We start from the raw sequence: 15,505 nt of genomic DNA, 5'->3' as shown, positions 1-15,505 counted from the left end.
ATTGATGATTCTAAGACCAGAAGTACCATCTGCGACATAGGCATAGGAACCTGAAACATAGACACTTTGGGCTTTCCCAGGAGTATCACAATAGCCAAGTTTTGTTGGTGAAGATGGATTAGTCACATCCCAGATTTCAAGACCTGCATAACCATCGGCAATATAAAGCCGATTATTCAAATAGAAAAGCCCCCAAACTACTCCTCTTGTTCTAAAGTTCTGACCGATGAGATTAATTGGATTTAATGGATTAGCGACATTAAGAATATAAACACCGCCACCTGAACCCAGAAAACAGAGATTTCTTGTTGGGTCATAAGCCACTGCATAAGAAGGTCCAAAGGGCCAATTACCCACAAACCGACAATTCAAGGAATCAAAGGGTAAGTTCTTTATATTATCATTAGCCAGATTGCGCTGAGAAAAATCACTTGAAATTAACTCTTTGTGCTTTGTGTCTGCGGAGTATAATCCTTCACCTTGCGCATAAAGCCCAATACCCATTAAGATGATTAATACCGACAGTATTTTTACTTTCATACTGCCTCCTCACTTTTTAAATTTGCTAAAGTCTAACATAAAACCCAAATGCGGTCAAGCGCTTTAATAAACTTGAAACTTAAAATACAAAACAATTTGGCAACGATATTGCTACAGATTGCTATAAGAAAAGATTAAAGTTCAAAAGTTCAAAAATCAAAATGACAAATCAAACTTCAAAAAGAATAACCTTTTTTACATTTTACACTTTCATTTTGATATTTGATTTTTGATATTGCTTCTGTCTCCGGTAGTTAAATAGATTCTGAAAACACGGGCTTTATGCGAATATGGTTCAAGGTTTAAGGGTTCAAAGGCTCAAGGTGAAAATGCTCTTCAGGCTTTTCGCTGGAAATTCCTAACTCTCTCCCCTATTTTTTCTGATTGAATAACACGAAATGGATATCTTTGATTGAAATGATGAGTACAAAAATTTAAGTTCTTATACTATTATGGTCTAAATCAACTCTGTTACTTCTGGTTGGACATACTGAATGAACATCATAGATTAACTTGACGACTACAAAATTTATGTGCTTTTGACTTTTTTAGTCTAAATCAACCCTGTTACTTCTGGTTAAACAGCACGGAATAGACATCTTTGATTGAGCGGACAAATTTGAACTTCAGATTCTTTTTGACCTTTTCTGGTATCTCAACTAAATCTTTCTTGTTTTCAGCTGGCAAGAGCACAGTTTTAATACCAGCCCGATTTGCGGCAATAATCTTCTCTTTTATGCCACCAACTGGTAATACTCGACCCGTTAAAGTGATTTCACCAGTCATAGCAATATGTGGGTCAATTGGTTTATTCTTTAAGAGCGAAAGCAATGCTGCAGATATCGCAACACCAGCAGACGGACCATCTTTAGGAGTTGCTCCAGCAGGAATATGAATATGAACATCTGAGTTAGTAAAGAAGTCTTCGTCGATTTGGAATTGTTTGCCATTACTGCGAATATAAGAGAGTGCGGCTTGAGCCGATTCTTTCATCACATCACCTAATGAACCAGTTAGTAATAAGCCTTTTTGACCTTTCATCTTTGTGGCTTCAATAAACAGAATCTCACCGCCATAAGGTGTTACGGCTAAACCAGTTGATACACCAGGTAGACCTTTTCGGGCTCGAACCTCAGAAAAGAATTTTGGTGGTCCTAAGAATTTACTGACATTTTCTTGGGTAATAATAACTTTCTGTTTTTTGCCTTCAGCATATTTACGAGCAATTTTACGGACAATGGCACCGATTTCGCGTTCTAAATTTCTCACCCCGGCTTCACGAGTATATTCGTTGATAATTTTATAAATTGCTTCGTCTTTGAATTTGACTTGCTTTTCCGTCAGACCGGCTTCTTTTAGTTGTCGGCTAATGAGAAAGTTTTTCGCAATGAGCATCTTTTCTTCAGCAATATAACCCGGAATGGTAATTATTTCCATTCGGTCGCGTAATGCGGGTATAATCGTATCGGTCATATTAGCGGTAGTAATAAACATTACTTTGGATAAATCGAACGGCACTTCCAGATAATGGTCGGAAAAGGCAAAGTTCTGTTCTGGGTCTAAGACTTCCAGTAAAGCAGAAGACGGGTCACCCCGAAAATCAGTGCCGACCTTATCAATCTCATCCAGCATAAATACTGGGTTATTTGTGCCGGCATTTCTCATTCCTTGAATAATTCGACCTGGTAATGCGCCTACATAAGTTCTTCTGTGACCACGAATCTCGGCTTCATCGCGAATCCCTCCTAAAGAGAACCGCACAAACTTTCTGCCTAATGCCCGAGCAATAGAACGACCTAAAGAAGTTTTGCCAACTCCAGGTGGTCCAACAAAACATAAAATTGGCCCTTTAGAATCCTGTCGCAATTTCTTAACCGAAAGATATTCTAAAATCCGTTCTTTGACTTTTGTCAGATTATAATGGTCTTCGTCTAAAATCTTTTTTGCACGGGGAATATCTAAGTTATCTTCCGTAGAGACCGACCACGGTAGACTGATTAACCAATCCAGATAATTACGGGTCACAGTATATTCGGGTGATTGCACTGACATCTTTGACAACCGGTTGAGTTCTCTTAAAGCGACTTCATTGGCTTCTTTGGGCATTTTAGCCTTTTCAATTTTTTCCCGCAAAGCATTGATTTCCGCAGTCAACTCATCAGTTTCACCTAATTCTTTTTGAATGGCTTTAAGTTGTTCGCGTAAAACATAATCCTTTTGACTCTTATCAAACTCACCTTTTACCCGTTCGCGGATTTTAGCGCTCAATTCTAAAATGCTAATCTCTTTTTGCAGTAAGGGAACTAATTGTGAGAGTCTTTCTGTAGCATCCGCAATTTCTAATAATCGTTGCTTTTCTTCAATGGGCAGATTAATATGCTGAATCACAAAATCGGCTAATTTTGAAGGTGTTTCGATATTCAAAACTACTGCACTGATTTCATCCGGCAGGTATGAGGCTAACTCGGATAACTTTTGGAACATACTGGTAACATTGCGCATTAAGGCTTCAGTCGCAATATCTTTTTCTTCTCTTTCTGTGATAAGGGAGATTTTGGCTTTAAGATATGGTTCGGTTTGAGTATAACCATCAACTTGTGCCCGTTTAATGCCGGATAAAAGAATTCGCAATGAGCCATCAGGAAATCTTAACATTTTGACAATCATTGAAACAGTACCGACTCGATACAAATCATCAGGACCGGCTTCTTCAATTTCTTGATTTTTCTGAGCAACCGCACAGACTAATTTATTACTCATCAGGGCTTCATCCACTAATTTTTGCGCTCGGGCTGTAGAAACAATTAAAGGAGTGATTACTCCCGGAAAGATAATGCCACCGCGAATTGCCAAGACTGGCAACTCATCAGGTATTGAGAATTCTTTTAATTCTTCTTTGTTCATATGAGTTCCATTTCTCAATTAAACTTCGTAAAAAACAATGTCTTTACTCAATTTTGATGTTGCGAATTCATTTCTTCTTTCATTTATCAAGTAAAAATCAATGCTTTACTCAATTTTGATGGTTCGAATTTGTTTCTGATATTTTCTAAACTGCATCATTAATAAGCCGTTTTTAAGTGCGACCCGCACAGGCTGAGTTTCAATCCGACAAGGTAATAAAACTCGTTTCCGAAAATTACCATAAGCAATTTCCAGATTATAAAAACTGGCGCCTGCAGGTAAAAAATCCGGAGGACGTTTGATTCCTTGAACAATTATAGTTGATGGTCCAACCGCAATATTTAAGTCATTTTGCGTAACTCCCGGAACTTCCATTACGAAATAAATCGTATCATCAGTTTCCAGAATATCAACTGGTGGCTCAAAGGTAAAACCGGTATCAATTGTCGGAAAATCGAAGAACTCTTCAACGATTCCTTCAATATCATCAATAAAACGAATGACTAAAGAATGCTTTTCTTTATCTTCAGACTTCTTGGGCATAATGAGTCAATTTTTCAATATTTCCTACAATTTATTAGACTAACGCGCTACGGATTCGGTGCTTCAATCTTTTTATCCAATCTTTTAATTGTTAAGGCTTTACCGGTTTCAGCATCAACACTAATAATAACACCATTGAGATGAACATTATCTTTGGCTGGTTCTAAACGCAAAGGAATGGAATAGACCATTCGTTTTATGGCAGATTCAATGCGCATACCTAAAATTGAATCCATTGCTCCGCACATTCCGACATCAGTAATATATGCTGTGCCTAAAGGCAAAATGCGTTCGTCTGCAGTTTGCACATGCGTATGCGTGCCGACTACAGCCGAAACTTTACCATCTAAAAGCCATGCCAGGGCTTGTTTTTCTGCAGTGGCTTCAGCATGAAAATCAACAATTACAATGGGTGTTTCTTTGCGTAATTTTTCAGCACAAGCAAGAGCGGTCTCAAATGGACAGTTAATTGGTCTTAAGAAAATTCGTCCTAAAAGTGCAATGATACCGATTTTAATATTCGCATTTTCTAAAACCCGAGCACCGATTCCGGGCACACCCGTAGGAAAATTGGCTGGTCGTAAAATTCTCGGCTCGCTATCTAAATATTGGACAATATCTTTACGGTCAAGAAAATGGTCGCCTAAAGTTATACAATCTAAACCGGCATCCAAGAGTTCTTGGGCTAAATTAGGAGTAATGCCATAACCACCTGCAACATTTTCCGCATTACCAATGGCAAAATCAATTTCTTCTGATTCTTTAACTGCTCGTAAGTGCTTTTTTACGGCGTTTCTGCCACTCTCTGAGCAGATGTCACCCAAAAAGAGAATGTGCTTTACTATCATCAATAATGGTCAATTAAGTGTTTATTATCCTGATGCTTTAACTAACGGGCATAATCAACCGCACGTAGTTCTCGGATTACCATCACTTTAATCTGACCAGGATATTTCAATTCGGATTGAATTTGATTAGCAATTTTCCGGGCTAAATTTTCGGCTTCGACATCAGAAATTTTTTCGGGCTCAACCATTACTCTTACTTCGCGACCGGCTTGAATAGCATAAACCTTTTCCACACCTTCAAACGACGCGGCAATTTTTTCTAAGTTTTGTAAGCGTTTAACATAGGCTTCAAAATTATCGCGTCGGGCACCAGGTCGTGCGCCCGAGATACTGTCAGCCGCGGAGATTAAGAACGCATAAGGAGATTGGAATTCGGCTTCTTCGTGATGCGCTGCAATAGCATTGACGATAATCTCATCTTCACCATATTTTGCCGCAAGTTCGGCACCGATTTTCGCATGCGGACCTTCAATGGTTAAGTCAGCAGCTTTGCCAATATCATGTAAGAGACCAGCGCGTTCAGCAATTTTCGGGTCTAACCCAAGTTCTTGCGCCATAATACCGGCTAAAATTGCCACTTCTTGCGAATGGAGCAATACATTCTGACCATAACTGGTGCGATATTTTAACCGACCTAAAAGTTTTACTAACTCCGGCGCAACCCCAGAAACATTGAACTCAACTAAAACTGCTTCTGCTGTGCTAATTATAGTGTTTTCAACATCTGCTTTGGCTTTTTCCACAATTTCCTCAATCCGAGATTGATGAATTCTACCATCAGCAATTAACTGCTCCATTGCCAGTTTAGCAATCTCCCGGCGCACTGGGTCGAATGAAGATAAGACAATCGCTCCTGGCGTATCGTCAATTATTACTTCTACTCCAGTCAGGGACTCAAACGCACGAATATTTCTGCCTTCTCGACCAATGATACGGCCTTTCAAGTCATCTGATGGCAAATTGACAACTGAAACAGTAGATTCGGAAACGCAAGGCAAAGCACATCTTTGAATTGCTAAAAGGATAATCTCGCGGGCAATGCGTTCGGCTTCTAATTGGGTTCGTTCCCGAATATCTTTTAAGTATTGGGACGATTCTAATTGCGCTTGGGCTTCAAGATTTTTAATCAGTTCCTTTTTGGCTTCATCCGCACTCAAATTGGCAATGCGCTCCAGTCGTTCATTCTGTAAAGTAATTAACTGGTCTAAACGTTCGGTTTTGGCTTTAAGCACTTTTTCCCGATTGGCTAAATCCCGTTGGCTTTTGATTAATTCGTTCTCGCGGGCGGTTAGGTTAGCATCCTTAACATTGAGCAATTGCTCTCGGTCGTGTAATCGTTTGGAGAGTTTTTCTAACTCTTGGCGTCGCTCTTGTGTTGCTTGATCGAACTTTTCCTTCTCTTTAAGCCATTCTTCTTTTACTTCCAGTTGTGCTTTTTTCTTATAATTTTCTGCTTCTTGCTTGGCTTCTTCAATGATTTTATCCGCCAGCGCCTTTTGTGATGTAAGATAACTGCGGGCAATGCGATAAATGATTAAAAAAACAACCAAACCAATTAAAATAAACCCTAAAATAATTAATAGTCCATAGTAGAACATAAATCCTCCTGAAAATTAAAAACTTACTCAGAACATATTCTAACATCTTTTCGCAATAATCCCTTGCATCATCAGTCATTAAAAAAAATCCCCGCGACAATCGTGTAGGTTTAGTCAAGAACCCAAAAGTAAAGTGGGGTGTCTTTCACCAGCATGTACTGTATTCGCACATGGCGAAACATCGACGCCGGTATCAGACTCCCAATTTAAGGGTGTTAGCTCAAGACTAAGTTACCTATCACGAATAGTGCAGGGAGTCACGATTCGCTGATTAGTTTAACTCATACTAACCAATCAGGCTTGAGATAAACTAATCAGACAACTCGTTCCAATTTTTCAATGAGCTGATAGATTCGAGACTTTAATTTCGCTTCATTTTCTTGTTCTTTAGTTAAGAATTCGTCAACCAGGTTAATACAAGAGACCACCGCGGTGCGAGCTAACGAACCTTGAGGAAACTGTTTATGAATCTGTTTCATCTTCTCATCAACAATCTTACCAACTTGATAAATATAAGCGCCGTCTCGATCGGCTTTAATTTTATAGTCACTGCCTAAAACATTCAAAACAAAAGTTTTCATTCGACTCCCTAAATTTTAATATACTAAATTTTATAACAACTTACTGAGATTGTCAAGCAATAAATTAATTCGCTCAATTGCCTTTTCCTGACGCGATTTTAATTCTTGTAATTCGGCTTGCAAGTTGTCATTTTCCTGTTTCAAATTATTGAGCGTTGCAATTAACTTATCAATCTTCTCTTCTAATAACTTAAAACTTTGCTCAATTTCCGGATTCATTTTCGTTTAATTTCAATTATTGCCCAGTCAACCTAATAATGCTTTTCTTCTAAGAACTTAAAATTTTATTCTCGGGCGAAGTTCGTCATCGCCAAATAGATTTTGCTAATTATTTTCTTAAAGTTACGGACCATTTATCTTGTAAATGCTGGACAATCCGGTCAAAGATTTTTTCTACTTCTTCTTGACTTAAAGTGCGTTCTTGAGAACGTAATGTGACTCTAATCCCTAAATTGCTCATACCATCAGGTAATGGTGCACCCTTAAAACAATCAAAGATTTCAACCTGCTCTAATAATGCGCCCGCAATCTTTTTAACTGATTTTACAATCTCATCAGCTAAAATCTTATCCGAGACGACAAAAGCAAAATCTCGACTGACCGCAGGGAATCTGGGTAAAGGCTGGAAATAAAGCATTGCCGGAATAAGCGGTTGGATTCTTTCTAAGTTTAATTCTAAAGCAAAAACAGGCACGGGAATATCAAACATATCTAAAATAGATTTCTTAATCTCACCCAAATAACCTAATTCTTGGTCCGCATATTTAATGACAACGGCTGAATTAGATACCAAAAATTTCTTATCGGTTTCAGCAAAATTAATATCTTCAATCTTAAGAAAAGCGAACAATGACTCAGCAATTCCTTTAATATTAAAATAATTGACTAATGAGACGGGTTCACTCCAAAATATTGGTTGCTGATGGCCTAAGATAACAACAGTTAGATGATAATCTTCCTTAATGCTCTTATCTTTATAATAGAAGACTTTGCCTATTTCAAACAAACGCAAGTTTTTATTCCCCCGGCGATAATTATTACTCACACTTGATAAAATAGTTGGTAAAATAAGTGGTCGCAGATAGGCAAACCGTTCATTCAGCGGATTTGGAATTTTTACGACAGTGTTTTCACTTTCGGTAAATTCTCGTGCTGACAATTCATCGCAAAAACTAATGGTATAATTTTCAATAAAACCTTGACCCACTAAAAAGTCTCGGATTTGGCTTATTTGCTGAGATGTCTTGTCTTTGGTTCCAATCTGATTACCCCTCAAGTTAAAGACACTGGGCAGTTTATCGTAACCATAAATCCGACCTACTTCTTCAACTAAATCAATTTCTTGTTGCAAATCTAAACGAGAGGATGGCACTTGCACCATTAGTCGATTATCTTTTGCTGAAACATTACAATTGATTCTTTGCAAAATGTCTTTAATTTGAGCATCAGTTAAATTTAGTCCCAGTAAAGCATTAGTCCGTGACACTGAAAGTTCAATTTGGGTCTTAGAAATTGGAGTTCGGGTTTCTAATTTATCCTTAATGATAACGCCATTACCTAAATACGCAATTAACTGACTTGCTTCTTGGGAGGCTTGTTCTAAAATTTCCGAATCAATTCCCATTTCAAATCGTTGGGAGGCTTCAGTTGCAAGATTTAACTTCTTACTACCGCGTCTAATTGTTTTGGCATCAAACCGAGCACATTCTAACAGCACTCGTTTAGTAAAATGGGTAATTTCAGTGTCAACTCCACCGATAATGCCGGCAATCGCAACTGGTCTTTTACTATCCGCAATTACCAGCACCGATTCCGATAAATCCCGCATTTCACCATCAATGGTCTTAATCTTTTCGCCTTTTTGGGCAAAACGAACTTTTATTGTATGGTCTTTTACGGTATCATAATCAAATGCGTGTAACGGCGTGCCATACTTAAGCATTATATAATTAGTCGCATCAACCACATTATTGATTGGTCGTAAGCCACCAGCCATAAGTCGCCATTGTAACCAAAAAGGTGACGGTCTAATTTTAATATCCCAAATTAAACGTGCGATATAATCCGGACATGCTGATTTATCTAAAACCTCAAGATTTAATAAATCTCTAATCAGATATTTATCGGATTCGACAGGGAAAATTTTTGAGACAGGTTTAAGTTCAACTTTACATTCTTCATAACTTAAAAGTTCATAAGCCAGACCACGGACACTCATCAAATCACTGCGATTGGGTAAAATTTCTAAATCTAACACATAATCATCTAAATAATCGAGTAATGGGCGACCGGGTTCATAATTGTCTTCAAGGACAATCGGCTGAAAATCATTGCTTAAATTAATTAAATTCGGCGTTAGTAACTTTAATTCTTTGGGGTTTAGTCCAATTTTGTCTTTAGGTTTAAGCGCCGAGAGTGTAGTTTTAATTTCGAAAAAATCTTTTGCGTCCCAAACTACGATTTTATTATCTTTGACTTCCTTAACTTCAGCAACAACAAAATTTTCTAATGCCGACCCAATTCTTTCAATAGTATTGACCGAAACTCCTTTTTGGGTAAATATTTCAGCTATCTCTTGAGGAGTATTACTTGAGCATAAAAATTCTTCCAGCCATTTAATAGATAATCGCATAGACTTTTAGCATAATTACTTTCCAATGATTTGTCAATAGAAATGTTTTTTTTCTTTCCTTAGAGAAGCCTAAATTCTTAATTGTTGTTATGAAGTCATCCTTAACTGCACTAATGTAAAGACGATTAACTTGAAATATCACTATTAACTATTATGGATTTTACATAATTAATCATTTCTTAATTTTTTATAAAAAGTTCTGTTTTTATCTAATACTTTTCTTACCGGATATAAATCGGTTCTTACCGGATATAAATCGGCACTAACTTATCAGTATCGGAAAAATCCGAATTTAAGATGCACTTACGCGCAAAAAAGGCAACTTGCGATGGAGCGGGATATAGACGATTGTAAGTTAAGAAATTATTCGGCGCTAATTTTTTAATCTCATCGTGATATCTAATTAAACCGCTACCTAAAAGAATGGCATTTGCCGGAATCTTTCGACAAAATTTTTCAGGAGTAATAACTTCTGGTTCCGAAACTGGTTCTATACCGTGATAGATTCGGAAATAGACTTCATTGCGTCTAATATCTAATACCGGTATGATGGTTCTTTTTTCTTCCAATAAAAAGTTGGGTAAGGAAACGACCAAAGCATCTAAGGTGTTAATACCTTTAATCGGAATATTATCAACGATTGCCAACCCTTTAGCACATGCTAAACCAACCCGCAACGAAGTGAACATTCCTGGTCCGATAACGACACCAATACCTTTTATCTCTTTGGTTGTTATTCCTAAAAAATCTAAGCCATTTTTCAAAAACGGAAAGATAGTTTCATTATGATGGGCAGAAGTTTCCGCAACTATTTCATAAATAACCTTATCCTCTTTGACCAATGCAAGGCCTGTTTCATTTTCAACTGTGGTGATACCTAAAAAGTAACTGTCAGTCATCTTCATTTATTTAGATTAAAGTCTAAAAAATCGCTATTACCATTTAATCCCACATTTAATGTTATTAAGTTTAAGTATGATTCTAAAGCACAAATCAACCCATCTGAAGTGTGACATTGCTGAATCTGATAATGTAATCACACCTTCAATATCTTCTAAGTTCAAGTATTCATCTGAAGTGCGAATCAGTTCCACTGAAGTATATCCTTTACCCTGCCCAACTATGTAATTACACCTTCAATGTCTTCTAAGTTCAGATATTCGTCAGAGGAACGAATCAACTCTACAGAGGTATATCCTTTTCCCAGACCGATAACAGCAACTCTTTTTCCTTTTTTCGATAGCCAGTCAACTAAAGCCACAAAGTCACCATCACCTGTAATTAAAATCACTTCATCCAAGTACTCAGCCATTGATAACACTTCTAAGGTTATCTCAATATCCATATTGGCTTTAACTGAACCATCTAACCTTTCGCGAACAGGTTTAGCAACAACGCGATAACCTTGAAATGAAAGCGCATCAATTAATCTTTGTCTTCGTTCATCCTCGCGTTTGAATGGTACAAAAGCGATGAATTTATATTGACGCTCTTCTAATTTCCAAAGCAACATAATATTGCGTCGCAACATATCATAACGAACTTCTCTTCCTTGACGTTCAAAAGTCTCCTGAACATTTTGCACATCGATAAAAATGCCTATTTTAGCCATAATAACTCCTTTAATCGTCTAAGCCACGGATAAGCCATAAACTTTTGCTACATCCGTGAATGTTTTGGATTGAAATATTTTTGAGATTGAATTGGTTAAACAGTATAAATCGTCACCAACCATAATAAATGCCTTGCTATTACTTGTTTTTATATTTTTATCAGTTGTTTTACTTATATCTTTGTTAGTTATTTTTGTTAGTCGTCTTCTTTTATTTTTGTAAGTTATTTTTCTTATATTTTTGTTTATTATTTTTCCCATATTTTTATTAGTTAATTTTTATATATTTATTTATTTTTTATCATCGGATAGAAAGAATTTCACCAGCATCTAAGGTAATAATTCTACCAATATCAGTTCTTAACACCAATCTGCCGTATTCATCAATATCAATTGCAGTTCCATTAAGTGTTTTGAACCGGCGTGAAATTTTTACTCTTTTTCCGATAACACTCGATTTGTCTTTAATTTGTCGGACAATTTCAGTTTTAGGATGCTGAAGATAATAACTTAACCCATCAGCCATGGCTTTAAGGATTTGATGAAGAATTTCCGTCTGATTAAAATCAGTATCAATCTGTTTAGTTTTCATATTTATTAATTTGAGTGAAGTGGCATCTGGTAATTCTTTGGGAAAATTCGTCTGATTGATATTTATGCCCACGCCGATAATCATTAATCGTTTATCTGATTTGACTGAAAAGAGACTTCTGCCGATTGTTTCTGCTAAAATTCCGCCGACCTTATAAAAACTATAATTGTTATCAATATAGACTAAATCATTAGGCCATTTAAGATAGATTGGAATTGCGGTAAAGTCTTCAATCACATCCGCAATAATTTTCGCAGTATAAAGGGTCCAGAGAGTTAACGGACATTCGTTATGAGCAAAATTTACTAAGAGACTAAAATAAAGTCCTTGCGCAGGTGAATACCAAACGCGACCAAACCGACCAAAACCTTTAGTTTGTTGATTCGCAATCACAATTGCTTTAATACCATAACCGTTATTAAGGAAACTTTCTTTGGCTAACTTTCGAGCCTGAATTTGGGTTGAATTGATTATATCAAAAAGATAAACCTGACCGTATTTAGCCAATTCCGAAAGCAATTCACCTGAGAATTGAGCCATATATAGAATTTTAATCGTTTAATTTGACTACTTTCTTTTTAATTATTTCATTTTTCTTTACAACTTCAATAAAATAGATTCCGCTCGGCTCTGAATTTCCTAAATCGTTTTTTCCATTCCAAATTGCCGAATTAGAAGAAATTGTTCTGACTAATTTACCTGAGGAATTATAGATTTTGATTGGTGTTCTAAACTCATTAGCCACCTGAATTTTAATTTCAGACCGAAACGGATTAGGATAGACCATAATATCTTCGATATTTTTTTCTAAAGCCATTTCATCTTCAACAATTGTTGATGGCGTAGTATTATAGAAAAGATAATTACCTACAGAACTAGTCCAATTGGTCACGGCTAAATCAGGATATGCGGAATAGTGATATTGAATGATAATGGTCTCACCAACAATTGGCGTATTGCGCAAAGTAACCCAGCCTGATGACATATCATAACAGTAATTATTGAGAGGAAGAATAACTCCTTGTACCATTATTGTTGGACGATATTGCCAAGGTCTTTTGCTTGTATAATATAATTTTCTTATGCCATTACTGATAAAAGTGTCTGATTTTATCCGCAGATGATGATTTCTAACATCGCCCCAAACAATTGCTTCACAAACGAGACTATTACCACCAGACCAAGACCAGGTTGGCAGAGTATCTAAAATGCCGTTACGATTTTCAAAGACGACAATTGGTTCCCACCAGCCACCAGCCGATAAATCTAAATAGCCGTCATTATTAACATCTCCCCATTCAACACAAGAGCAGTATCTCCGATTTTTCAACATCGTGAAGGAAGGTATTGTATTTAACTGACCTTGGTTATTTTTGAATACTTTAATCCGACTGGAATCACCGCTAAGTTGACCATTGACTGCGATCGCGACATCAAGCCAGCCGTCATTATCATAATCCGCAGGTGCAATGCGTAAAATCCATCCTCGTTCTGCAATACTCCAACTTGCGGTCGTTTCAAGTGTACCGTTTTGATTATAAAAAACTGAAAGTTTTCGGCGATAACCGACAATTAAATCTAAATAGCCATCGCGATTAAAATCAGCAAATCTGATTGCATCGGAAGGTGTTGAATCTCCGGCAATCCAAAATGGCAAGTTCTCAAATAGACCATTATGATTCCGATAGATTTTCGCTGGCGATTTTCTTGAAGTATAAGCATCACCGGCTGTAACTGCTAAATCTAAATCACCATCTAAATCAACATCACCCAAGGCACAATCAAAAGAAGTATCAGTATCTGAAGAAAGCCAATAAGGTAATGATGTCAAAGTTGTGCCTGTGTTTTTATAGATTCGGGTTTTACAATCGCCTTGTGGTCCTAAATATGCAACTGCCATATCTAAATTGCCATCATTGTTAATGTCGCCGATATAGAGATGACCGAACATTCCAGAGTCTTGTGAACGCCAACTGGCTTGAGTTTCTAAATTGCCATTATTGTTATAGTATATCGCTTGTTTATTCAATGCCATATCATTACCATTTGAAGTCCAGAAATCAATAAACCCATCATTATTAATATCTGCAAAACCAGCACCAGTAGAATAGTCATTATCAATAGATGTCCAGGATGGTGAACTTGATAACGGAACTATTGAATAGAGCGGATGAATAAATAATAATACTATGAATATAGAAAATCGTATCATTGGCATTAAGTATAAATAATTATCTTAAATGCGTCAATATCTTTGTGTATCCAGTTCTTAACAAATATAACCAACAATAGGAGCCAAGCCTTTATGGAAAAAAGAATTTACACAAAATTCTTGACACTACCGCTTTTTAGTAACAAAAATAAGTTCTAATAAGGCAAATCCGGTTAGTCCAACACCTGTTAATAAAAGCATAATTTTATAAGAAGTCAAATCACTTAAAATACCAATTATTATTGCCGTTAGCACAAACATAATATTGCCGGCAAATTCTTTGATTGAGAATATTCGACCCCGAATTTCCGGTAAAACATCTTCTTGGAGAATTGTATTTTGAGCCACAATGATCAGAGAAAATATGATACCACCCAGCAGAGCAACGATAATCAGAAAACTTTTCACAATCAAAAATGGTCCGATGATAAATAATATGCCATAAACAAGAAATCCCAAGCCAATAATCTTAAACTTACTTATCATTACAGGAATAATTCCTAATAAGAGTGCTCCCAAAATCATTCCAATTGCCAGAATCCCACTCATAATACCAACGCCTTGAGTGCCCCAATTCAAAACCTGTTGCACTAAAAAAATTAGCACTGTGTAAGAGACGCTGGCAACAAAAGTTATCATCGCGAAAGATAAGAGCACAATACTGACAAATCTATTCTGTCGCATTAGCCTTAAGACCTCTCTAATATCTTGGACCAAATTTATAAAGGTTTGAAAGAACTTAAACTCAGTTGTTTGCTGGCAAGGCTGATGAGAATTATTATGAGAAATAATGCCAAAGACTAATAAGCCGGCACAAAGATGAGTGCAAGCATTAAAGACCATTCCCCATTGCCAGCCGATTTTTGCAATTAAAAATCCACCTAAGACCATACCGGCTACTGTCGCAAACCGAGCAAGAAACTGGTCTAAAGAATTTGCCATTAATAGTTTTCGTCTTGCTACTAAATTGGGTAGCAGTGCCGGTTTAGCCGTATTATTAAAAATATCAATGGTAAAAAATAGTGTCACCACAATCCAGAACGGATAAAAAGCGCGTGCCCGAGCAATCAGTAAGGGTGTAATTGCTAAAAGAATTGCTTGAATAATATGTGCCCGAATCATCACAGTGCGTTTTGACCATCGGTCAACCAAAGCACCTATTATGGGAGAAAATATAATTACAGGCAGAGTAAAGGTCAAAGATGCTTGAGAAAATGCAGAAATCTTACCAGGATTAGCAACACCAATTAAAGTAATCAACAACATATGAGTCAATCGGTCACCAAATTGTGAAATTGTGCCAGAACTTATTAGAAAAAGCAGATTGCGGAGTTTGAATAATTTCAAATAAGACTTAAGATTTATCTGCAATTTAGAAAACTCCTAACTGTAAAATTTCGGAAAAATAAAGAAAAAGACCTAATCTTCACTCGGTTAGTTTAT

At 36.7% G+C, this 15,505-nt stretch carries 15 protein-coding genes and 1 other RNA gene; 1 reads left to right on the top strand and 15 read right to left on the bottom strand.

Annotated elements, in window-relative coordinates:
- The 10 genes from N2201_05235 to tsaB form a co-directional block, all read right to left on the bottom strand.
- A partial coding sequence (locus tag N2201_05235) for a hypothetical protein (protein MCX7785614.1) occupies window positions 1-540 on the bottom strand: 540 nt, incomplete at its 3' end.
- Window positions 541-1,107: 567 nt separating this feature from the next.
- Complete coding sequence (lon, locus tag N2201_05230) at window positions 1,108-3,444, bottom strand: endopeptidase La (GenBank protein ID MCX7785613.1); 2,337 nt, start codon at window positions 3,442-3,444, stop codon at window positions 1,108-1,110.
- Window positions 3,445-3,549: 105 nt separating this feature from the next.
- On the bottom strand, window positions 3,550-3,987 hold the full coding sequence (locus N2201_05225; protein ID MCX7785612.1) for an Hsp20/alpha crystallin family protein: 438 nt from the start codon (window positions 3,985-3,987) through the stop codon (window positions 3,550-3,552).
- A gap of 47 nt (window positions 3,988-4,034) precedes the next feature.
- Window positions 4,035-4,835 carry a TIGR00282 family metallophosphoesterase gene (locus tag N2201_05220; protein ID MCX7785611.1) on the bottom strand — a complete coding sequence of 267 codons (801 nt, stop codon included), beginning with the start codon at window positions 4,833-4,835 and terminating at the stop codon, window positions 4,035-4,037.
- 41 nt (window positions 4,836-4,876) lie between these two features.
- Window positions 4,877-6,433 (bottom strand): ribonuclease Y, encoded by a 1,557-nt coding sequence (rny, locus tag N2201_05215; protein ID MCX7785610.1) that lies wholly within the window; start codon window positions 6,431-6,433, stop codon window positions 4,877-4,879.
- Window positions 6,434-6,517: 84 nt separating this feature from the next.
- A non-coding RNA gene (ssrS, locus tag N2201_05210) (6S RNA) lies at window positions 6,518-6,692 on the bottom strand.
- Between the two features lie 55 nt (window positions 6,693-6,747).
- Window positions 6,748-7,014: a cell division protein ZapA gene (locus tag N2201_05205; protein MCX7785609.1), complete on the bottom strand. Its 267-nt coding sequence runs from the start codon at window positions 7,012-7,014 to the stop codon at window positions 6,748-6,750.
- Window positions 7,015-7,044: 30 nt separating this feature from the next.
- Window positions 7,045-7,233: a hypothetical protein gene (locus tag N2201_05200; protein ID MCX7785608.1), complete on the bottom strand. Its 189-nt coding sequence runs from the start codon at window positions 7,231-7,233 to the stop codon at window positions 7,045-7,047.
- Between the two features lie 109 nt (window positions 7,234-7,342).
- Window positions 7,343-9,646 carry a phenylalanine--tRNA ligase subunit beta gene (gene pheT, locus N2201_05195; protein MCX7785607.1) on the bottom strand — a complete coding sequence of 768 codons (2,304 nt, stop codon included), beginning with the start codon at window positions 9,644-9,646 and terminating at the stop codon, window positions 7,343-7,345.
- Window positions 9,647-9,888: 242 nt separating this feature from the next.
- Window positions 9,889-10,545, bottom strand: a complete 657-nt coding sequence (gene tsaB / locus N2201_05190; GenBank protein MCX7785606.1) for a tRNA (adenosine(37)-N6)-threonylcarbamoyltransferase complex dimerization subunit type 1 TsaB — start codon at window positions 10,543-10,545, stop codon at window positions 9,889-9,891.
- Between the two features lie 58 nt (window positions 10,546-10,603).
- Here tsaB and N2201_05185 point away from each other — a divergent pair, with 58 nt between their 5' ends.
- Window positions 10,604-10,774 (top strand): hypothetical protein, encoded by a 171-nt coding sequence (locus N2201_05185; GenBank protein MCX7785605.1) that lies wholly within the window; start codon window positions 10,604-10,606, stop codon window positions 10,772-10,774.
- Here N2201_05185 and N2201_05180 read toward each other — a convergent pair.
- From N2201_05180 to N2201_05160, 5 genes are all read right to left on the bottom strand, one after another.
- Entirely contained in the window at window positions 10,767-11,258 is a 492-nt protein-coding gene (locus tag N2201_05180; protein ID MCX7785604.1) for an NYN domain-containing protein, read from the bottom strand. The genes N2201_05185 and N2201_05180 overlap by 8 nt on opposite strands.
- An 18-nt stretch (window positions 11,259-11,276) precedes the next feature.
- Window positions 11,277-11,519, bottom strand: a complete 243-nt coding sequence (locus N2201_05175) for a hypothetical protein (GenBank protein ID MCX7785603.1) — start codon at window positions 11,517-11,519, stop codon at window positions 11,277-11,279.
- Window positions 11,520-11,559: 40 nt separating this feature from the next.
- Window positions 11,560-12,390, bottom strand: a complete 831-nt coding sequence (locus N2201_05170) for a biotin--[acetyl-CoA-carboxylase] ligase (protein ID MCX7785602.1) — start codon at window positions 12,388-12,390, stop codon at window positions 11,560-11,562.
- Window positions 12,391-12,400: 10 nt separating this feature from the next.
- Window positions 12,401-14,062, bottom strand: coding sequence for a T9SS type A sorting domain-containing protein (locus N2201_05165; GenBank protein MCX7785601.1), 1,662 nt, complete (start codon window positions 14,060-14,062; stop codon window positions 12,401-12,403).
- A gap of 126 nt (window positions 14,063-14,188) precedes the next feature.
- The gene (locus N2201_05160) at window positions 14,189-15,433 is read right to left on the bottom strand and encodes an MFS transporter (GenBank protein MCX7785600.1); all 1,245 of its coding nucleotides are present in this window, start codon (window positions 15,431-15,433) and stop codon (window positions 14,189-14,191) included.
- Window positions 15,434-15,505: the final 72 nt, after the last annotated feature.

This window comes from candidate division WOR-3 bacterium (assembly GCA_026418155.1).
GTDB lineage: Bacteria > Hydrothermota > Tepidihabitantia > Tepidihabitantales > CAIPLT01 > JAOABV01.
Note: the sequence above shows the minus strand (reverse complement) of the source record. Positions and strands in the feature narration are given on the sequence as shown.